We start from the raw sequence: 22,994 nt of genomic DNA on the forward strand, positions 1-22,994 counted from the left end.
CGTCAGCTGAAGCAGACGGCAAATAAACCTGTAACAAGGCTTGTTTTATTGACTGGCTTTAACACACCCCCTACCCCCTCTCAAGAGGGGAGACAGGTACAACCAGTCAATAAACAGATAGTTCAATTATTTCTAAATTGGCACATTGGCATATTGCCACATTGGCTCATTATTTTCTTCACCACCAAAGGCAATAAAACGTCACCAATATGGCAATGACAATCAATGACATCACATTAAACAGCCGGCTGGTACGGAACAAACCGGGACGATGGGTGGTATATTCCTCATTCATCTGTTTGCCGCTGCCCAACAGGACAATCAAGCCGCAACAAAGCAGAAAAACAATCCCCATACGGTCCAGCCAGGGTAATTCGGGACAAAGGAATTTCATCAGCATAGAAAACACAAACGAACCGAGAGCCGCAGCCAATGCCCCGTTTGCCGTCGCCCGCTTATAGAAGAACCCCGCCAGGAAAATAGCCAATGCCCCCGGACTGATAAAGCCGGTGAACTCCTGGATATATTGAAACGCCTGGTCCAGCCCCGACAACATCGGAGCAATCGATACCGCAATCAGCAACGCCCCGAAGCTGGCCCATCTCCCGGTCAACACCAACTCCTTCTGTCCGGCATCCTTCCTGAAATAAGAGCGGTAAATATCCATCGTGAAAATAGTTGAAATACTATTCATCATCGAGGCCAGCGAACTGACAATGGCCGCTGTCAGTGCTGCAAAAGCGATCCCTTTCACTCCCACAGGCAGCAGATTGCTGAGCAACCACGGATAAGCCTCGTCCGACTTCTCCAACGGGGCATTCAGGGCAAAGGCCGCAATCCCCGGAATCACCACCAACAGAGGAACCAGCAGTTTGATAAACCCGGCAAACAACATACCGTTCTGCGCCTCTCCTACCGATTTGGCCGCCAAAGCACGCTGGATGATGTACTGGTTACATCCCCAATAATAAAGGTTGGCAACCCACAGTCCGCCGACAATAACAGAGATACCCGGCAAATCCTTATAGCTCGGATGCGACTTGTCGAGAATCAGATGAAATTTATCTTCCGCCTGTGTATAAAGATTCGTGACTCCCTGCCATATACCTTCTCCGCCACCCAGCATATTCAATGCGATATAAGTGGTTATCAATCCTCCGCCTATAAGGAATACCACCTGGATGACATCGGTCAGCGCCACCGCCTTCAGTCCGCCATAAATGGAATAAATTCCGGCAAAAGCCGCCAGTCCGACAATGCCCCAAATCATAGGGACACCCATCACCTTTTCGATCGTCAGTGCACCGAGGTAAAGGATGGAAGTCAGGTTGATAAAGATGAAAACAGCCAGCCAGAAAACAGCCATAACAGTCTTGACCCGTTTATCGAAGCGTTCCTCCAGAAACTGGGGCATGGTAAATATCTTCTTTTCGAGGAATATCGGAATAAAGTATTTGGCGACGATAATCAATCCCAGTGCCGCAATCCATTCGTAAGTAGCCATTGCCAGCCCGATTGCATAACCGGAACCGGACATGCCGACAAACTGCTCCGCCGAAATATTAGAAGCAATAATCGAAGCACCGATTGCCCACCAGGCCAGTCCGCGCCCCGCCAGGAAATAATCGCCGGCATCCCGTTCTTCCCCTTTTTTCTTCCGGGAGACAAACAGGCCGACGAACAGGATCAGGGCACAGTAGGCGATAAAAATGACCAGGTCTATAGTATTCATGGTATCAATATTTAATGTTCTATATCTTTTTCTGAAAATAAGATCGAAGACTTCCCCTAAAAATGCCTCGCTAATTAAAAAGGCATTATTAACCATCTATTATATTGCCTTTCTAATCAAATAGGCATTATTGACCATTCCGGAAAATGCCTTACTAATTAGTTAGACATTATGGATAATCCCGGAAAATGCCGTTCTGATTAATGAGGCATTTTTAATGGGATGTTTTTATATGCTTCACTCCAATATCATTTAAAATTCATCCTGCATCAAGGCCGAACGTCCTCCATCCATCAGAATCGTCGTTCCACTGATAAACCGGGCTTTGGGAGATGCCAGATAGACACAAAGTGCGCCCACTTCGTCCACCGTGCCAATCCGTTTAACCGGGTGCAGGTTAATCGTTCTCCGACGTTCTTGCTCCGCATCCGGAAAAGAGTCAAACCAGGTATCGTTGCCCGCCGTATCAATAAAACCGGGTGCTACACCGACCGTACGGATGGCTGGCCCCCATTCAATTGCCAGGTTACGCACCAGTCCTGTTATCGCCGTCTTGGTAACGCTATACGGGAAACATCCGGGTATCGTACCGAACGCATGGTTGGAAGTCATCAACAGAATAACGCCCTCCCCACTCTTTTCGAGATAAGGTTTACACAACTTTGACAACCGCCAATGGGAAGCCAGATTCAAATCCAGGTTATACTGCCAACGCTCTTCGGTACACCCCTCGGCTCCCTCAAAAACATTCACTCCGGCACTGGAGACCAGGATATCTATTCGCCCGAAAGTATCGACCGTTTCCCGAACCAGCGCTTCCAGGTCTTCCGGACAGGTCACATCTGCCTGCCTGTATAAAGCCCGTACCCCCTCTGCCTCTACGGCTTTCCGGAAGGCAACCGCACATGTATCACCGGGCTCTTTCCGGGAACATCCGGCAACATGGGCGCCGGCCTTTGCAAACTCGATAGCCGTACCCAATCCTATGCCGGATGATACACCGGTAACAAGCACCACTTTATCTGTATAGTCTATTATAAAACTCATACGCTTAAATATAGAAGTTATCGGGAGCGTTCGTAATAATACCCGGATGTTTCTCCATCTCCTCTTCCACCAGGTCGACGCCTAAGCCGGGACGATTGGACAGATGCAGATGACCGTCGTAAACCATTTCGGCAATCGGATGGTCGATCACCGTATCTCTCCAGGGAACATCGTTGAACATAAACTCCTGACGGAAAAAATTCGGTATCGCAGCACACACATGCGAAGAAGCCAGTGTCGATAACGGCCCGTTCGGATTGTGAGGTGCAATCAGCACATTATAGGCTTCCGCCATCGTAGCCATCCGTTTCATTTCCGAAGGGCCTCCGCAACGGGTAATATCCGGCATAATCACGTCACAGACATGTTTTTCCAGCAAAGAACGAATACCGAAACGGGTATAATGGCGTTCTCCCACACAGATGGCCACATCCGAAGGGATACGTTCACGCATAGCCCGCAAAGTCTGGGAACTTTCGGGGCCGGCAGGTTCCTCATACCAGGTGATATCCAGCTTTGCCAACCGTTCGGCCATCTTCACTGCCACACGGTAGTTCAGCATGGCATGCGTCTCGATCATAATATCGAACTCCGGTCCAACCGCGTCGCGGACAGCTTTCGATACATCGAAAGCCAGGTCCTGTTGCTCGGCTGTCAAAGTCAGATTTGAGGCCAGGTCTTCGCCATAGAAATAATTGGTATGTGCAAACGGGTCGAATTTCAATCCGGTGAATCCTGCCTCTTTTACTTTCAGGGCCTGCTCCGTATAATCTTTTGCATTATGGCCACCACCGGTAAACCAATAGTTTGCATACAACAGAATATCTTTACGATAAGCACCTCCCAGCAATTCATAACAGGGAACACCCAACACTTTCGCCTTCAGGTCCAGTAAGGCCATGTCGATACCGCTGATAGCACACAGGCTGGCTCCATACGGGCCGATCCAGTTCAGGTCACGATAAAGTTTTGTCCAGATAAAATCCGTTTTCATCGGATCGAGGCCGATGATACGCTGCCCCACATGTTTGGCAGCCTCGAAAACGATCGGGCTCCCGGGCCAGTTGGTTGCTTCACCGACACCGGTGTAGCCTTCGTCTGTATATATTTTAAGTAGCGTCCAGTTGTATTTGATACCTTGTACCAACCATACTTTAACATCTGTGATTTTCATTGTCTATTCCGATTTAATTACATTATACCAAACTGATCGAAAGCATCACGTGCTTTCATTCCTTCCTGAATTTTCTTTAATACCATACGCTCGCCGCGGGCTTTTTCAAGGGCGCGGGTAAAGACTTCTTCTTCAATGCTGCGGGGTACGACACACACACCGTCGATATCTCCTACCAGCACATCGCCATCATTAATCCGCACACCATCCATTTCGATAGGCACACGATAATCAATTACTTTTCCTCTCGGCGCCTGGTCCTGTGCATAAGGTCCGTAAGAAAAACAAGGAAAGTCGAGCGCCAAAATACCTTTTGTATCACGGGAATACCCATTGACCACTGCGCCTGCCGCTTTACACTGGATAGCACGGGCACTCATCAACTCTCCCCATAAAGCATAACAGGGAGACGAACCGGAGCAAACATACACTTCATCTTCCTTCAAGTCATCCAACGCTTCAAGCATCAACCCGAAAGAGCGTTTCAGCAACGGATTTTCTCCGCACTCTTTACCATGTTCCAGCACATCAGCCTCCAGCACGGTCATAGCACGCCCTACCACCAGCATATCATCACGAAGCGGACGAATCTGCGGAGGAAGGAACTGACGGGTATATCCCATCTTATCCATTATGTCACCGATTACTGCGGTATAAAGCTCCTCCTTTATCAAAGAGAACAGAGCTTTATCATCATTCCATTCTTTCATATCCATATAGTTTATCAGTATAAATTATTCAATGATTACTGATCACAAAGTTAGCCCGAGTATACAAAAAGTCAGCCCGAAATTCATATCTCAACGTATGCAGGAAGGACCTTTTACGAAGAAAATGTGTACAAAACGGAAACTACTTGGTAACTTCCCGCGGCGTGATCCCCATCTGCTGTTTAAAGACCCTTGAAAAGTATTGCGGTGATTTGAACCCACAGATAAAACAGATTTCTTTAATCGACATCTCCGTATTGCGCAACAATTCAATCGCTTTGTTAATACGGATCTGATTCAGATAATCCAGCGGGGAAAGATTCAAGTGTTGTGCAAACAGTTTACGGAGGTACCGTTCGCCTACTCCGGTCTGCCCGGCCACATCACTGATGGATATATCGGTCTGATAATTCATACGAATATAGGAAATTGCCTTTTTCAGCGACTCATTTGTACAAATCGGCAAGTAAGATTCATCCATATAACGATAGATAAGAATCAGCAGTTCCGCATAGTACATCACCACCAGGTATTGATAGTATTTATTTTTCAGGTTCATCTCGTTTACAATGCGCTGGACAGCCCGCATGATACGGACATTATTCACGATTTTAATCAGATGGTTCTCTTCCGAAAAGATCGTTACGGGAGTCAGCTCGCCTGTCTCATCCTGTGCATGCGGATTGAAACGGGAGAATATCTCCGGTAGAAATTCCAGCTGCATCAGTGTCGTTCCTTCCGAGCCTGCTTCAAAGGTATGTTCCACATTCGAACAGATAATCATCATCTCGTTCTCATTGAAACTGATACTTTCGTTTTCCAGATGAAGGATGCAGTTGCCTTTCTTTACATAGTTGATCTCGATGCGCAAATGCTGGTGAGGACCGAATGTTTCAAACGGCTGGAAAGAGACGAAACGAAAGACATCTGCCAGACGTTTATATTTTAGATTCTCCGTTATCCCCTCTAAAAGTCCCCAAAGAGACTGTTCTGTTGTCTTGTTATCCATGATATTCCTTTCCCTTGTTCTGAAGCAAAGATAGAGAAAAGACAGTACCGGATTTTACACTTCGAAGAAAAAAGAAGGACCGAAATGGTATCTTTCAGCCCTTTAACTTATACAAATCGGAACAACCCTGTATATTCCTTTATTTTTCCAGTAAAATAATCATTCCGCCTCTTCCCATAATCTCACATTGCTTCAAGGAAGACAGTTTTCCTTCCCATTGTGTATTTCTAATCTCAGGTAAGGTATAAGAAGATGGTTTGAATCCGAGCAACTCCTCATCCAGTGTGATTTTAGCCGTCTGAGGCATATCCGTCCAGTTTGCCAGTACCACCAGCGCTTTATCACCATTCACATAAACAGTAGCCGGGATGTCCTTATTATCCGTTTTCACCGGACAACGTTCGTCCCAATAGCCTCTCATCTGTGCATTCTTCATGCCAAAATCATCCCAAAGTTTCCAAAGCGGAACAGGATTTCCGCTCCATGGCAAACGGGGAAGCATTCCGTAAACCATCCCTCTGAATAGGTTCCGGGCATCCAGCGTCTCACTCATCAAGCCGAAAGGAATACCGGACATTTCCACCAGCCAGAAATCCAGTGTATTGCTTGCAGGGAAACCTTCACCGATCCAGGTACGATCCACATAAGGTAACAGTTCCAGATACAGATGCAGTGAATTGGCATAACCGGCCCACTGGTTCATATGGTTCCAGGAATGGATATCTATCAGCCGGCGCTTTCCGTCGGCATCCATAATACGGCGGGCACGTTGCAATGTCTGATGGTCCAGAGCACTGTCATCAATATAAACACCATCCAGTCCCAGGTTCTTTATCATCCAATCCAAACCTTCCAGATAGTAATTGTTCCAGCGGGAATCAGGGGTAGTAATAACCGAGATATCCATATCGCCGGCATATTTACCTTCATTAAAAGCATTATACCAAGCCGGAATGAAATGAGTCGTCAGGTTCTTGTTCAACCATTCGTGAGGACCGTTCCGATGAATCAGCGTACGGGCATCCTTTCCGGGACCGTCATGGATCACTTCACCACCCAGGCTACGTAACGCCCATAACTCCGGAATCTTCACCGTCAACTCACGGGTCGTATAATAAAGCCGGACATCCAGATCTTTGCTGTGTGCATCCGAGATAAAACGTTTCAGGTCCGGAACGGCTTCATCATAATAAGGATAGTTAATGAACGGATATACATCTTTCTTATGATGGATATTAATCATATTGGCACCTGCTTCCAATGCAGCAGGGATATAACCGGCACTCACATCGCTGTTGGAATGGTAGAAACGTTTTTCTGCCAGTTCTTTCAAGTTAAGCGGTTTCACCGGAGTAACCAACATATTGAAATTATAATGAAGAACATCACCTTTCTGCATAGTCCGTTCACCACTATAGGCCGTCATCAGGACTGTACCGTCTTTATCGGGCAGAATGTCGATACCGCCCTTATTGGCATTTCCCCACGAAGCAGGCAGGTTTAGTTTACCTAAACCATAATAGATATTCACCAGCGGGCGGACATAGTTTTCATCTTTGAAGCAGAAGTTCAGACCGGCATTTATATTTCCCATCCAGATCTTATCCTGATGTTTGTCGACATTCCATTGCCAGTTAATTACAGAATCCGGACGGAAACCACCTTTATGTCCCAATCCCATCATATATTTGGCAGCATACGAAGTATAAGGTACTTCCAGGCGGATATCCTTTACTTTCACGTCTCCCAACGATTTCACCTGTATCTGATAATCGACCAGACCATCGAAACCGAATTTACCGGAACACTGTACTTCAAAATTACGGTTCTTCCGGGTAGCTATCCAGTTTACCGACGCATTATTCCGTCCGGTGATCCGCAGGGAACCGGGTTTCAGCACTTCTTCGCCATTCTCCGTTTCTATCACGAACCGCATTTCTCCTGCCAGAACGGGAGTATTGCTCTGATCATTCAACTGGTTACTCTGATCATAACGGGTAGAAAGGGATTGAGGAAGGCCCTCTTTCGACAGCTCCATCGTTCCTCCCAACCAGGAAATCGTTTGTTTCTGTAATTGAACCGGGACATACGGAGCCGTCGGTTCATCGGCGTTACCGATGGAAGAATCCAACCAGCGCAGGCGGGTTTTCCTCCATCCTTCGTTATCTCCGTGGTTGGCGATGGGAGAACCTTGTACGGTCAATTCACATGCGATCTCTACCGGTTTGGCATCAGCAGCTTTGATCGTAACTTTTCCTTTATAAACGCCGCTTGCCGTTACAGGTACATCGGAACCGATCCATAATGCCTGCACATTTCCTTTGGAAACATTCACCGTCTTTTTAAAAGATTTGCCATTCGTATCAGTCCCTCCCAAGTTAAAACAACGGAAAGCAGAAGCCGGAATCTTATTTCCCTTTTCATTCTTCCAGTCAGAGAAGATAACAGATACGTCCGACAAGGTTTCATACGGAGCGAAGATTCCTACCTGCCAGGTATAGAACTCACCCGGAAGACAGTCGCCCCGGAACTTTGTCCGCGAATCAACCGACCGTTCCACCCAACGCACAGGGATTGCATCCGTCATACGGATATCGTGTTCCCGGTCTTCCGTAAAACAGAAGTAACCGGCTTCCGGGTTTTCTTGTATCAACCTCTTCACCGCATCAGATGAAGCCACACGGCGCATTTCCGAGTCCTGCTCATTCACCGTACCCTGTCTTTTCAAGTCATCGAAGGCATTCGTTACATCATCCTGCGACTGCATAACACAAGGCAGGGCCAGAAGCGAATACACCATCAGATACTTAATTTGTTTTCTCAACATTGTAGTATTCTTTTGATAATTGTTTGTATTTGTCCAACATTCGACGGGCAACAGCCACTTCGTCTCCTTCCGTTACCAGAGTACGGGCCTTACCCGGACGATCAACGAAAGCCAACTCCCAGTCAGCCAACGAATCATAAAACTCATTCGCACGGAAAGCCTGACGCCCTAAATCCATCTTTGCATCTTCCTCCCTGTAAATCGTTCCGTTATCGAGATGTCCCTGCAACATATTATAGAACTGTTTCCAACGTTGCAGATAATATCCTTCGATCAAACCGGTCCATTCACGCCATGAGTAATCGAATTGACGTACATCGACCTGTCCACCCCAGATAGTCACCAGTGAAGAGGCATTCTTTTCAAACAAATTGCGTTCTTCATCGGTCGTTCCCCAGGCACGTGCATCAGTCAACCACTGGTCAAAGTTAAACTCTGTACGGGTACGAAGCAAGAGATCTACATCTTTTAATAACTCGAGGAAACGTCCGGAATGCAGAGCAAATGCCTCTTTATCCTTTTTCTTAAATGCCTCGGCAGCTTTTTTATGTATTTCCTGTCCCAGGTTGGACATAATCTGACGCTGTACATCTACAATATCGAAACGATAAGGTCCAGATCCTTTCAATTGTTCCGCATCCTGTAATAAACATACTTCAGCTTCTATCAATGATTGCGGATCATAAGGAATATTAAAACCGGCATTCGGCCCCGACTTCTTTACATCCACAGCAGGACGGGCACAGATGATCGAACTGGACTCGACTCCATTCGTTCCGGCCCGATAAGGACCCGCCAGCAATAACTCCCAGGCCTTATTGGCTGCATCCGAAAAAGCACCATAACGACGTTCCGCATATTTATTCAACCATTCTTCCAACTTCACCGAATCCTGATGGACCGGCATTTCAAATGCCAACTCATAAAATACAGGATTTTGTCCGATCGACTCCATGAATAAACCGGAACCTACCACATTCGGCGTTTCCTGTTTCGCTTTCATAAACTGATTGGATGATACCAGCGGCAAATCTCCGTGAAGATTGACACGCCCACCAAAATTATGCAGATTACCTACAACAAAATCATGGTTGCAAAAATGATCTTCTCCCCCTAACGCTCCGTTCAGGCTCAATACGAGTAAATCATGTTTCGGTACAACGGATGCAATATCTTTCCGGAAACTCCAGGCTTGCATCACCCACAACGCCTCCGGATCGAACGTCTTCATCAATTTATGGATAGAAGCCCCTACTGCATTCAGATATTCAGGTGTATCCACAGGCGGCTTGCTTTCATGGAAAGGATCGGCAGCATAGAGTCCGTAGGTTCCATATAATTTCTGTTCCTCTTCCAAAAAAGCTTTTCCCAGTTCCGTAAACAACGGATCCAGCGGATCTAACTGACAGATACCTTCAAATCCATACCAATCCGGTTGTTTCTGTATCTTTGCCTCCGGAAACTTTTCCATCATCTTACGAGGTACAGCACCGGAAAAACCTTGTTGTATCGGTGTCATGCCTAATTCCAACTGACGGTTTACCACTTGTTTACCCAAAGCAATATGCGAATCGATCCATGATTTCGGCAGCGGTCCGCCAAAGCTTTCGATATTAGGCATCCACTGCCAGGCAAAATGGGCAGGATCGACCAGATAAGAACGTGCTTCCTCATCCGTAAAACCGAAACGAAGCAATGTATTATACCAAACACCTTCCAAACCGACAACCGACAAAGGTGTATTGATCGAGTTCATAGCCATATAGTCGATCTCACGCTGCCAACGTTCCCAATCCCACCAGGCACCGGTATAGCTCAAGGTACAATAATTAAAATAGACACGATACTTACCGTTAATTATCCGGTGTGTCGTCTCAACCGGAACAGGCAATGTCGCCGGTAAATTCAACTGATCGCCGAACCAGGAGACATGGGCATTACAATGATATTTCAGGTACTGGTTATAAGCTGTTGCCAACGATACCGTATTGTTCCCCCGCAACACAACCTTGCCGTTTTCCCCGGCCACTTCATAGACATCGTTCCCGTTCTCCGACTCTATCAGTTCCAGACTAAACTGTTGACTATAACCCGGAGTAATACGTTCGATCAAGTCATAAGCAGCCTGTATCTGCGGGTCTTTCTGACAAGACATCAGAGATAAAAAACAAAAAAGCAAAAATACTTTACTTACAATTCTCATGGTATAAATCTTAATAATTATTTATATATTACTAGACGTAGAAAAGCCCGTTTACCCTATAAGGATACGCAAATAAACTTACTTTATACGTTCTACAGATGCCTGAAAACTGAAAGATGAGAAATAAACAGAGAGAGAGGAGTTTTTTCATCAAAAACTGCCACTAGAAAATCGGGGAAGCCTAACTTATATGTCTATCCCCACTGATTTTCTTCTAAGCCGTTCTAATGTTCAATTTTAAAGTTTCAGTAAAAGTTTACCGAAGTATTAATACTATTTTAACAAGATAAATATCTCTGAAAAAAATAAGGGACCTTTGAATTCAAAAGTCCCTTATTTCGTAATTAAAAGTCCTGTCTTAACATTTCAAAACACCGGACCTTTTTTCTGGTATCTTAGATCTGTCTTTACGGATGAAAAGAAACCGTTACCTTCCCCTGTACTTTATCACCTTTTCGCAACGGCCTGTATTCTTTCTCGGCATGAGGAATCAGGAAGTTTTCCTTTCCCGGATTGTTATAATCGGCAACCAATAAACGAATCGCATCACCCTCTATCCAGGCACGGACATACTGCGTCCCATCGGATTTCACTGTGATAGATTGTCCTGATTTGTCTTTCAGACAGGCTGAGTAAATATTCTCCTTCGTAGAACGAAACATGTTTGAACCGGCTGCCGTCTGATCATACGACCAGGATTTTACAGGCTGTTTGAAAGGACCTGCCAGTCCGGATACAGGCAATGAGGAATCGAATGCTTCTGCTTGTCCCGTCAATGCTCCTATATGGTCTTCCGGATACACGCTCCAATATCCTTTCCGTTTCCAATCCAGATGAGTAAAAGAAGAAGGCAAAGAAAATACCAGTCCAGTCTGTCTCGGAGATATATCCTGAAGCATAGTGAAGTCATAGACAAAAGTGACTTCTCCATTTTTATGAAAACGATACTCAAATATACCTCGGCTTCTTTATAAATTCCTTTTACTTTTATGCTAATAAGCTCATCGCCCGGCAGACAGGTAACAGACTGAGCTACCCAATTTTCGCAGACTGGGTTATATGGCTTGAACTTCTGGTCTTTACCGATCATCTGGACACCTTCACCATCTCCGTTCAACGGCAGTACCATCAAAGCAGGTGATTGCAGCAATATAGTATTTCCTCCCTGACCGGCAGACAACAATCCGTTACGCTTATCCACAGTAAATGCTCCTCCTGTTAACTGAATCTCGATAACATCGGCTTTTTCCTTACAAGACAGTTTTCCTGACTGCCCCTGTTCCTGCGGCTTGATCTGTTCCGGCAAAATACGGAAACAGTATTCATCGATCACAAAACCACGAACGCCGGTGACTGTCAATTCAAGCATCTCCGTATTCCGTAAAGATTCCGGTAACTGAACCTCGAACTCTCCCTCCGAACGGGGAGCAACATCGGTTGTTATCCTGCCGCTCTTTCCACCGGCTTTCCACTCGATGGAACATTCCGACAGATCACTGAAATTATGACGGTTCTCCACATGGAAACGGACAATACCGTCGGCCGACATATTTCCTTTCTGTATGATCTTAACCGGACTAAAGGCTTTCTTCATTCCCCAATATTCCGGCTTTTCACGCCGCCATCCGTCTATCGGTCCCCAAGTTCCGTAACCGACCGCCTTTTCTCCCGGCAAAAAGAATGTATCGTCTATACCTGCCCATATCGCACCACCTAAAACACCCTGGCTATGATACATATCATTCCACATTTTATCCAACAAAGGTCCCCACATACTACGAAGTCCCGGATCGGCAGCCAGTTCCAAACGGTTATAAGCATTCAGATGACAAAATTCGTCAAAAGTAACCGGACGCTTGCTGTTACGGTATTTATCCGGTCCGGTCGGTCCGGGATAATGATGATTGGTAACTTCAAGTTCGCCGTTATCGGCATCCGGACCCCACTGGCTAAAGATACGCGGACGTGTCGGGTCCATCTGTTTCACGACTTCACCCGCCTTTTTGAAATATTCGGCATACTTCAACGATTCATTTCCTAACGACCACATGATAACGGAAGGATGGCTGCGGTTCAGGTTTACCATCTCGACATGCTGGTTCACCAATACAGCATCGTGCATATCTTCCGGTACATTCGTGTTATGTGCCCAACAGAAAGGGGCTTCCACTTCTACCAGCATTCCCAATTCATCACAGGCTTCCAGCAAGGCTTCATCGGGCGGATAATGAGAGGTTCGGAAATAATTTACATTTCCACGGCGGAACAGTTCCACATCTTTCCGCCACATATCGTCATTCACGGAACGCCCCCGCAACGGCATGACCTCATGATGGCATACTCCGCGAAGTTTTACCGGCATATTATTAATGAACATCTGGTTTCCGCGAACTTCCACCTGCCGGAAACCGACACGGCGCATGGTTTCATGCAATACCTTTTTTACCTCTTTCAGCTGACAGGTAAGAGTATATAAATAAGGATGCTCGGAATCCCATTTTTCCGGCTTCGCTATATCAAAAGATATTTCTGCCTTTTCCGTCGCTCCCACCGCCATGTTTTGAACCGGACGAGCATTCTCTTTCAGTTGTATTTCTTTTCCATTTGCATCTTTCAACGTAAAATGAAGGGACAAACCGGATTTTACGGCAGACGATTCATTCGTTATTTCAATATTAGTCTTCAATACGGCATCGACATAAGAAGTATCGAAAGATGTACTGGCATGGAACATCGAAAGATTCACTTCGGGCAAGGCAAAAAGATAAAGATCTCTTGTTATACCACCCAATGGATGAACGGCATATTGCGAAGCGCTGGATGTCGAATCGGCAAGACTTTCCGAAATGACAGAGACAGCAATACGGTTTTCTTTTCCTACCTGCACCAAATCCGTCACATCCAGTTCAAAAGCCGTAAAACCACCTAAATGAGAACCGGCCTCTTTTCCGTTTATATAAATCCGGCTATCACTGTATATGCCGTTACAACGCAACTTGATCTGTTGCCCACTCCAAGCAGAAGGAATAGTAAACGTACGGAAATAACCGGCGGCCTTCCCCTTCTCGACTTCAAAACCCTGCATCACCCATTCGCCGGGAACCTCTATGTTCTTCCAGTTACTAACACTTCCTTTCTTCCAGAATTCTTTTTCGGGAGAAGGGTTAAACTGCCAATTCCCAGCTAAAGGTACTTTCTGCTTTTCCACCTTGATGGGTAAAGGGGAAAGACGCGGAACAGTAAAATCCGCAGCACAAACTGATTGCAGGCATAAAACCGAAACCAGTAAGTAAAATAGTTTTCTTACATTCATATAGGTATTTTGTGTTTAAATGATATCAATACAATTTACATGTGCAAATTAACGACATTTATTCTTTTCGGCCCTGACTATAGTATAAACATAAGACTTTTATTCGGAACTAATTTGCAAGAAATGCATCAAAATCGGAACTACAGGCATAATAAAAAGCCATCCTTAACTTACTATTAAGAATGGCCCTTTATTTGATCGATTATAGTACTTCGGGTTCTGTTTCCCTATTTACCATAAACATAGACCTCAGCTACACTCGTATAGGGTTCACGATTACTATCCGAAAGTAACAACTTCAGATAACGCCCTTTCATATCTATAGATCCGGGTATTGTAATTGAAGAACTGTCACCTTCCTCAAACACAACAGTACCTATTTTTATCCAACCGGCAGCATTTGCATCAGGATGGTCCGAGACATAGAGCTCTATACTTTTGGTATCTTTATTCCCGGTCCTGCGATACAATTCAACCCTAGAAATATTTTTCGGTGTTTGCATGTCTATCACAGCCCAATGAGATAGAGGTGCATCTCCTCCCTCATAAGCAGATTGCCAATAGGTACTTAAATCCCCATCGATCAATGTAGCCATTCCACCACCTTCCGACGTAGAAACATCAGAAACAGATAAAACCTCCCATGAACTACGGTCGTATTTATATTCTGCCGGGAAAGGTGTTTCATATTCTTTCCACGCAGTGGCAAATGTATCGATCGCTACTTCTTCCGGGATATACAAAGACCTGTATTCAAAGGTAGAACCCGGCTTTACATCCGGTAATTGAACTAAATCATCTGTAGAAGGGACTTTTACTATTGCTTGTGAACCGTTCTTTTTCACATAACGCACTTCACTACGAACCAAATATTGAGGTGCATAATACCACTTGATTGTTCCTTCCTGATCCGACAATGTCAAGCTTTCTACCAGACGATCATTCAATGTAGCTTGATAAGTATCTCCATAAGAAGTTCCAAAATCAGTCATAAACAAAGATTTATGTCCAAAATTATCTGTTGCCTGTATTTTGAATGTATAAGATTTTTCTTCCAAATTATCTAATATAACAGAAATACTATCATAACCAGTTTTCAGTTCAACAGGAATAATCAAAGAGTCAAGTCCGTCATTCCAATACACATCTATAGAACGGACGTTCGGGGCATTATAAGTACGACAATTAAATAAAACCCGTCCTTTACCTGCAATAAAGTATACAGAATCAGGTTTGGGAGCATAAATAATCTCACCACCTTTTATATACTCTTTGTGCATATCCATAAAATCTTCACAAGAAGTGAAAGATAAAATGAAAGTAGCCAGTATCGCTAAACTATATATTCTTTTCATAATTTTCTTGTTAATTTGTTGATACTACACATTATTCTTCGATTTGTCCATAAAAGTCAACATCAGCAATATTCGAGAAGGTCGCTCCTCCGAAAGCAGACATAAAGACTATACGCACATATCGTACCGAAGTCAGGGATATGTCAAACGAAAATTCATGTCCGTTTTTAGCGACATCCATATCCAAATCTGTCACGGTAGAACCTGGAGATCCGGAAGGTTTCACTATTTCACAGTCCATTACTTTAGTCCATTCGCTCCAATCTCCACTTTGACTCGGTTCGTGGTCACACACATACACTTCAAATGTTTTTGGATTACCATGACCATAAGCAATGTTTACGCCATAATTATAAATACGTTGATGCACAACCAATCGGCTCAGCTTAGCAACAGTTCCTAAATCGAAAGTAGCAGGAGCACCTGGTAAAGCATTCGTAATAAAACATCCGAAAGTATTATGGTCATCGTCTAATATATAAGCGTCTTTTCCTTCCCAATTCGTCAAACTTTTATCGTTTGCCAAATTCATTACACGCATATTCTTTTTGTTCAATTTTTCTTCGAACAAAGGAATAACTTCTGCTGTGAGGGTATCGGAATAATTATCAAAATTATCGCTTATTATCATAGAGAAATTCTTAGGTTCCGGAGCATACCCTCTGATGTTGTAAACATTCTCATCAATATCACTCATCATAATATTCATGGTTGACATTTGCCCGGTAGAATCCGGAGCTAAAAATTCAATATTAAGAGGAGCTTTTTCCGGATTCCTCCAGCTAAAACGTGCACCGCCAAAGTCTTGTTCAATTGCTACTGATTTGACAGCTTTAGTCAAAGCAGATTCTAATGGGGTAAACTTCACTTCTATCGGATCTGACAATTCCTGAGCACGATTTACCGCATAAAGAGTTGCTGTATGTTCCAAAGTATCATTATAACCCTGGATCGCTAATTTATCTTCGTAATATGAGGTAGTCACCTCATATTCCTTACCATTAGTCGTAGTATATAAACATTTCACTGCCAACAAATCTTCTGTATTAGGAATTTTATATGAGACAACAGCACCACCGGCTGTAGGTTCAACTACAACATTTGTAACAACTCCCGGCTTACCTAAGCTTTCACTAATCGGTAACTGCTCTTTTTCTGAACAAGAAAAAAGAAACGGAAGTAATAATGTAAACTTTAAATATCTGGTATTCATACGTATATCATAAATAATATAGATTAATAATTACCATCCCATATTCTGTCTTAATAACGGATTCTTTACTATTTCAGACTCAGGTATAGGAGCAAAATAGTTTTTAAACTCAAAAGATTGCTCATAAATGGCAGTTGGTGTATAATAGTTTTTAACATCTGAAGCATTGATATTCCAACCTTCAATGATACGATTTTGCTCAGCCAGAGCAGTTTTCCAACGATGGCTATCCCAGTAATAAGAACCTTCACATGCCAATTCTATTTTACGTTCCTGTCGGATTATATCACGCATTCCTTCCTTCGTGGTCGGTTTGTTCGGTTGTTTGGAATATTTACCCCAAGACTCGACAACGCCTTTAAGACCGGCACGTTCGCGTACCATATCGATATATTTGTACACTTCGGCATCCGGTGCATCCTTCGATTCATTCAAAGCTTCAGCGCACATTAACAACAAATCTGCGTAACGCATGTCAGGGAAAGGATAAGATTCCCAAGTGATACTGTTGGCATCCCGGAAAGAGCTATTGATGGAAACCAGTTTTTTAGGCCAATAACCGGTTGCATTGTACTGTCCCGGATTTCCAACGGTAGACACTTCCCCGAAACGATTTTTGGGGAACAAACATTCAGCATCGTCATCCGGCATATTCTTATAAGAATTTCCATACCATTTACCTCTGTCAAATCCTAAAGTAGAATAGAAACGTGGTTCACGGTCAAAATTCAAAGCTGCCGTTTGTTCGCCTTGCTGAATATAATAGCGATGTTCCGCATCACCGACACGTAAACTATAACGACTGGCATAATCATACGTATTATCTTCTTCAATAGGAACACCGTTTTTCGAATAAAACCGTTCCACTGTCGATAAAGGCACACTCATTTTTTGCAGTACATTACCCAATGATGTGGAAGTTTCAAAATAAGTGAAACATTCGGATTGGAAACCACCGCCGACAATCGAAGCCGTATTGCTCCAAATCAGTTCAGGATTCCATCTGTGACTAATCACACCTCTTAATGTTTGTACCAACAACGTTTGATCGGACAGCGGTTTTGTTGCTACATAGTCTGATGTTTGATATAAACGGATACCGGCCGCTTCACTCACTTCTACTGCTTTTTTACATGCTTCTGCCGCAGCCGTCCAACGGGTAGGGTTATAAACCTGGTTAAAGAACGGTTCACCATTATGATCCAAAAAACTATTATAATCTGTGTTTCCATTAAACAATGGGCTGGCCCAATACAATAGCACTTTAGCCTTTAGCATGTGAGCAGCCGGTTGTGTAAAACGACCTAGTTCCGATGCTGGGTTGGTAAGTACTAACGGTAAACTTTCACTATCTATCACTTCGTTGATCAAATCCATAACGTATTGAAAGCAGTCGTCTACTTTCTCACGATAAACACGAACTCCCTGAGTCGATTCTGTCACAGGAGGACTTTCACGCAGCGGGCAAATAGGACCGTAATACGACAACAAATAGAAGTGCAGATAGGCTTTTATCAGTTTAACCTCGGCAATCATACGTTGTTTTTCGTATTCGTCCAGATCTTCGACATTGACAATTCCTTTCATAAAAGTGTTGCAGTCACGAATCCCTGCATACAATCCTCCAGTACCCCAATAGTTGATAAGGGCACTTGTCGAATTATCAAAACCTAATCCGAACTGCATACCTTTTTCCGTATCATATTCCGTATTCAAAATCATTTCCAGAGCACCGAAAATAGCAGGGTTTGCATTTCTGTTCATTGTAGCCGGAAACTTTGAATAACAGGTTGCCAAATATTTTTCGACCGTATAACGATCTGCAAAAGCGTGTTCTTCCGTTGCAATGTTGTCCGGAACGACATCCAAAAAGTCGCAGGATGTTGCAGTGACAGCCACACATGTGCATAAAATATATTTAAATATTGATTTCATTTTCTTTCGTTTTTATTGTTTTAGAATCCTAAGTTAATGCCGACATTAAAAACACGCTGAATCGGATATCCAAAGCCATTACCTGCCATTTCCGGATCCCATAGCTTGAATTTACTCCAGCACAGGAGGTTCGTTCCACTGACATACACGCGGAAATTCTGTACTTTGATCTTTTTGAGCAAGTCTCTCGGTAGTGTATAACCGACTTCAACCGACTTCAACCGAAGGAATGTCGCATCCTGCATGAACCAGGTACTGGTTTGATTATTGTTAGATATGGTTTGACTGGACAATCTGGGCCAGAAAGCATACGGATTACGGTTGCTCTCAGACCAATAATTATCTGCGATAACCTGTAATACCTGATTTTGTCCGGTCATACCATCGTCATGGTCTGTCCCCGAGTTTCCATCGATAAAAGGAGATATCTTCTTTTGATCCAACCAGAATGACTGGCGTCCGGAACCTTGGAAAAAGAAAGAGGCATCAAATCCTTTATACCCGGCTGAAAGACCGAAACCATAGTTGATTTCCGGAGTTGTCGGGAAACCGATAGGCACTTTATCTAATTCTGATATTTTTCCATCCCCATTCACATCCCGGTATTTAATATCACCGGCCTTGTATTCTCCGAATTGTGTCGGTGAATTTTTTACTTCTTCATCATCTATAAACAAACGTTCGGCTATATATCCCCATTCCTGTCCTAATGATTTGCCAACTTTCGATAACCAAGGAGTGGCACTGTAGTCCGGTTCTTCCCATTCAACTGCTTCACTGGTTGCATACGTAAAGGTTGCACGTCCGGTCATCCATAAATCTTTATTGAAACTCTTTTCATAATTAAATTCCATATCGACACCATGCCCTTTCGCTTTACCCAAATTGGCTTTTACAGCCGGTACAATACCCATTGTTCCCGGAATGATACGGTTCAAAAGGATGTTTTTTCTTCGTTCGGTAAAATATTCCACATTAGCCGACAAACCAAAAGTAGTCGTTGCTTCAAAACCGACATTCATTTTATAAGAAGTTTCCCAACCGATTTCATCATTGGCATAACGATTAAACGCTACTCCGCCAGGATTATAATCCATCAAAGTCCCCCAATGAACGGAAGAACCTGCACCCATGTTCACATCCGAAAGATAATAGAAGCGGTCATTTCCACTACCTATCTGATCCTGTCCGGCCATACCATAAGATCCTTTAAATTTAAACTGGGGAAATACATCCTTCAACGGCTCGAAAAATCCTTCATTGGAAACCATCCAACCCAATGCTCCTGATGGAAAAAATCCCCAACGGTTATTCTTCGAAAAACGTTCCGACCCGTTGTAACCGAAAGTAAATTCCCCGAAATAACGAGAGTCGAAGTTATAAGCCATACGACCGGCCAAACCAATATTTCTATAAGGTAGTGACAATTGAAGATTATTCGCAATACCAGATTTCTGATTACGCATCGTGTAAACAAACAAAGCATTCACATTATGTTTATCATTAAACAAACGGGTATATTCCGCTTTTGCTTCCATATATACACTACTGTTGATTTTACGTTCTCCCGGTTGATAATTGATCCATTCTGTTCCGGTTGTCGGATTCAAACGGCTCAACTTGTAAGACTGATCCTGTATATCGAAGGAACTGATGCTATAATAGAAAGGGGTATATGCTCGATTCACCGTATATTCCGAATAACGATCCATATTAACAAGTACGCTTGCTGTCAAACCTTTGGTTATCATATCCAGATTCTGATTCACAACAAACTGAGTCAACATCGTGTTCTTGCTGTATTCGTTATATCCTCTTAATGACTGAGCATAGGGATTGATATAATTAGCATCCCCATAGTTACCAAACAAGATATGCTTGGCATAAGAATACTGTTCATCCGGTTCATAATAAGGCTTGAACAAAACAGGATTGGCTTGCATCACATAATTATACATGGTGCTACCACCTCCTATCGGACCTGAATAATCATCGAATGCCGCACTCATACGCAAAACCAATTCAGTGGTCTTTGTCAAGTTCACATTCACGTTCGAACGGATCGTATATTTCATCAAATTGATATTTGAGTTAAAGTTGTTACGCTTGTCAACCTTCATATTGCCATTGTCGCGTGTCATATTGGCCGCTACATAATAACGGGCTATCTTACCACCACCGCTTACACTAATATTTGCACGTTGGTTCATCGTCAAATCACGGAACATGGTATCATACCAATCTGTTGCAGGGAACAGATTCGGATAAAGGCCACGTTCGGTCATGGTTATTTTTTCTTGGGTATACAATGCCAACCCCATCGGATCACGTGTTTTGATGGCTTCATTATGCATCCGCATATAAGTGACCGGATCTGCCAGTTTTATCTTCTCGGTAGGAGTTGAAAACGAGTTTTCCACACGAACATTAACAGAGACCTTACCTTCACGTCCTTCTTTGGTTGTTACAGAGATTACGCCATTGGCACCACGTGCCCCATATAAAGCCGTAGCTGTAGCATCTTTCATGATCGTAAAGCTGGCAATATCGTCGGTATTCAGACGAGACAAGTCTTCTGTTCCCAATTCGATACCATCAATCAAAATCAGCGGGTCCTTTTTAGCTTCAGCCCCGAATGTCGTGATCCCCCGAATGAAAAAGTTCGCATTATCCTTTCCCGGTTCACCGCTTGTCTGATAGGATATCAAACCTGCCACACGACCGGCAAAAGCTGTGGTCAGATTGCTACTTGGTATTTTCAGCTCTGCCGGCTTTACCGTTGTGATGGCAGAAACCACACTCTCTTTTTTCTGCTTGGCAAAAGCGACAACCGTTACTTCCTCCAATTGGTCAGCCTTGGGCTCCATCACGATGTTCAAGAAACCTTCGCCCTTATAGGTTAATTCTTTAGTTTCCATGCCAATGTATGAAACGACTAATATTTCATTGGTTTTAACACCATCGAATTCGAAGTTTCCATCTACATCAGCAATCACACCTTTCGTACTGCCTTTGATTTGTACTGTGGCTCCGGGAAGCGGATCCCCTCCGGTATCTGAGATCTTTCCTTTAACCTTTTTCCCGTTTTGTTGAACATGGCCGACTATCGGCTCCATCCTGTTTGTTCTCTCATCGTTACGACTTATCGGAACGTTCCTCTTTTCTGTAGCCGACATATCTTCGACCGCAAAAGCCAGAGAGACAGAGACTAACGACAGAGGAACCAAAAGTCCTAAGAGTACCTTTTGCTTCATAATGTAAACTTTTAATTAATAATATAGATTAAGATATTCTTGTTGTTTTCACCTTTACTTCTGCGTGGAGACAGTACTATCTCCGCTATGTAGATAAGGTTATCTCCCATAGGGCGACACCGGTATCTCCATACAAGAGACAGTATTGCTTGTTATTACGTCACGGTTATTCTATTTCCGGACGATCGTTTTCATCACTTCCACTTTTTGTCCCTACATACACTGGAATTGATACAGAACGAGGTGTTTTCAATGTTACTCCAGTGCCTTTCGTATATTGTGTGGTAACGGTCAGTTCATATTCACCATCGGTCAGTTCCGTAGGTACTAAAAAAATCAGTTCGGAGGGATTGTTGGTGGCAAACATATCTTCGGTTATTTTAGTAATGGCATCGTTCTCTTTATTGCGGATGGCAATACCCCCAGAAGCATCCTCACCCACTATTTTCAAAAACGCACCACGAACAGCAAAGTTGCGTCCCGGTGTCATACAACCGTCTTTCAGTTTGGTTTTCTTATCTTCTGTTTCCAGAATGTACATGACATCATTCTTTTCTCCCTGAAGGACAACATCCGTTTTGGCGATTTCTTCACGTAACACTTTGTCTTGGATAAAAGATACATAGATATTGTTCTTTGTCGGATCCCAACGTCCTCCTTCTATGACTCCGGAGAAGCGGGGAACAGCATAAAACAAACCGGTATTCACATAATATCCGTTCATTAGAAAACGGGCAACAATCCTTTCGAAAAGGGTAACGACATGGGTTAAAGTTTCCGGTCGCAAGCCGGTATCTTCTTCCCTCATTTCCTTATAAATCTCCGTCATGCCTACATGTCCTGCAGGATCAAGAATCAGGATTTTGTCATTCGGGTCTTTGGTAACGCTATTCGGAGCGATCCATCCTTTTAATTTGTTTTGCATAATAGTTTAATTTGTGAAAGGTTGTTGCCTTTCTGGTTTATATTATATATGTATCATTTCCATAGTCTTAGTAGAACTATGGTTCTTTAAGTATATAGCAACTAATCCTTGATAGATAGTATTGTACTGATTTTATGACAGATAGAATTTGAAGACTTCTTTAATGCCATTCTATGGCGATTCCGTTTTGTATACTTTTTTTAGAAAATAAAATCCGTATTCTCCATAATACTTTATGGAAAACAGGATAAGTTTTCATCAAATAATCAGGAATTTTGTAAAGACAAAAATTAGAAT

General features: G+C 43.5%; 15 protein-coding genes. 1 reads left to right on the forward strand and 14 read right to left on the reverse strand.

Going from position 1 to position 22,994, the window contains the following annotated elements; translation table 11 throughout:
• On the forward strand, positions 1–219 hold a 219-nt coding region (locus DXA15_RS27100; RefSeq protein WP_233567478.1), incomplete at its 5' end, for a hypothetical protein.
• Here DXA15_RS27100 and DXA15_RS20115 read toward each other — a convergent pair.
• From DXA15_RS20115 to DXA15_RS20175, 14 genes are all read right to left on the reverse strand, one after another.
• Complete coding sequence (locus DXA15_RS20115; RefSeq protein WP_128135212.1) at positions 179–1,732, reverse strand: sodium/sugar symporter; 1,554 nt, start codon at positions 1,730–1,732, stop codon at positions 179–181. The genes DXA15_RS27100 and DXA15_RS20115 overlap by 41 nt on opposite strands.
• Before the next feature lie 252 nt (positions 1,733–1,984).
• On the reverse strand, positions 1,985–2,779 hold the full coding sequence (locus DXA15_RS20120; RefSeq protein WP_128135213.1) for an SDR family NAD(P)-dependent oxidoreductase: 795 nt from the start codon (positions 2,777–2,779) through the stop codon (positions 1,985–1,987).
• A gap of 4 nt (positions 2,780–2,783) precedes the next feature.
• Positions 2,784–3,953: a mandelate racemase/muconate lactonizing enzyme family protein gene (locus DXA15_RS20125; RefSeq protein WP_048317495.1), complete on the reverse strand. Its 1,170-nt coding sequence runs from the start codon at positions 3,951–3,953 to the stop codon at positions 2,784–2,786.
• Between the two features lie 17 nt (positions 3,954–3,970).
• Positions 3,971–4,663 (reverse strand): RraA family protein, encoded by a 693-nt coding sequence (locus DXA15_RS20130; RefSeq protein WP_048317509.1) that lies wholly within the window; start codon positions 4,661–4,663, stop codon positions 3,971–3,973.
• 142 nt (positions 4,664–4,805) lie between these two features.
• A complete protein-coding gene (locus DXA15_RS20135; protein WP_128135214.1) occupies positions 4,806–5,672 on the reverse strand; it encodes an AraC family transcriptional regulator in 867 nt (288 codons plus the stop codon).
• Between the two features lie 139 nt (positions 5,673–5,811).
• On the reverse strand, positions 5,812–8,499 hold the full coding sequence (locus DXA15_RS20140) for a glycoside hydrolase domain-containing protein (RefSeq protein WP_128135215.1): 2,688 nt from the start codon (positions 8,497–8,499) through the stop codon (positions 5,812–5,814).
• Positions 8,480–10,702, reverse strand: a complete 2,223-nt coding sequence (locus DXA15_RS20145) for an alpha-N-acetylglucosaminidase (RefSeq protein ID WP_128135216.1) — start codon at positions 10,700–10,702, stop codon at positions 8,480–8,482. The genes DXA15_RS20140 and DXA15_RS20145 overlap by 20 nt, the downstream gene beginning before the upstream one ends.
• 407 nt (positions 10,703–11,109) lie before the next feature.
• The gene (locus DXA15_RS27105; protein WP_233567480.1) at positions 11,110–11,505 is read right to left on the reverse strand and encodes a hypothetical protein; all 396 of its coding nucleotides are present in this window, start codon (positions 11,503–11,505) and stop codon (positions 11,110–11,112) included.
• Positions 11,484–14,015 carry a glycoside hydrolase family 2 TIM barrel-domain containing protein gene (locus tag DXA15_RS20150; RefSeq protein WP_233567481.1) on the reverse strand — a complete coding sequence of 844 codons (2,532 nt, stop codon included), beginning with the start codon at positions 14,013–14,015 and terminating at the stop codon, positions 11,484–11,486. The genes DXA15_RS27105 and DXA15_RS20150 overlap by 22 nt, the downstream gene beginning before the upstream one ends.
• Positions 14,016–14,242: 227 nt before the next feature.
• On the reverse strand, positions 14,243–15,370 hold the full coding sequence (locus tag DXA15_RS20155) for a DUF4998 domain-containing protein (RefSeq protein WP_128135217.1): 1,128 nt from the start codon (positions 15,368–15,370) through the stop codon (positions 14,243–14,245).
• A gap of 31 nt (positions 15,371–15,401) precedes the next feature.
• On the reverse strand, positions 15,402–16,583 hold the full coding sequence (locus DXA15_RS20160) for a DUF4959 domain-containing protein (protein ID WP_128135218.1): 1,182 nt from the start codon (positions 16,581–16,583) through the stop codon (positions 15,402–15,404).
• A 30-nt stretch (positions 16,584–16,613) separates the two neighbouring features.
• Positions 16,614–18,518 (reverse strand): RagB/SusD family nutrient uptake outer membrane protein, encoded by a 1,905-nt coding sequence (locus DXA15_RS20165; protein ID WP_128135219.1) that lies wholly within the window; start codon positions 18,516–18,518, stop codon positions 16,614–16,616.
• A 20-nt stretch (positions 18,519–18,538) separates the two neighbouring features.
• Positions 18,539–21,772, reverse strand: coding sequence for a TonB-dependent receptor (locus DXA15_RS20170; protein WP_128135220.1), 3,234 nt, complete (start codon positions 21,770–21,772; stop codon positions 18,539–18,541).
• 166 nt (positions 21,773–21,938) lie between these two features.
• Positions 21,939–22,697, reverse strand: coding sequence for a DNA-binding domain-containing protein (locus DXA15_RS20175; protein ID WP_128135221.1), 759 nt, complete (start codon positions 22,695–22,697; stop codon positions 21,939–21,941).
• Positions 22,698–22,994: the final 297 nt, after the last annotated feature.

Origin of the sequence: Parabacteroides sp. AM58-2XD, assembly GCF_003463685.1 — a bacterium.
Classification (GTDB): Bacteria; Bacteroidota; Bacteroidia; order Bacteroidales; family Tannerellaceae; genus Parabacteroides; species Parabacteroides segnis.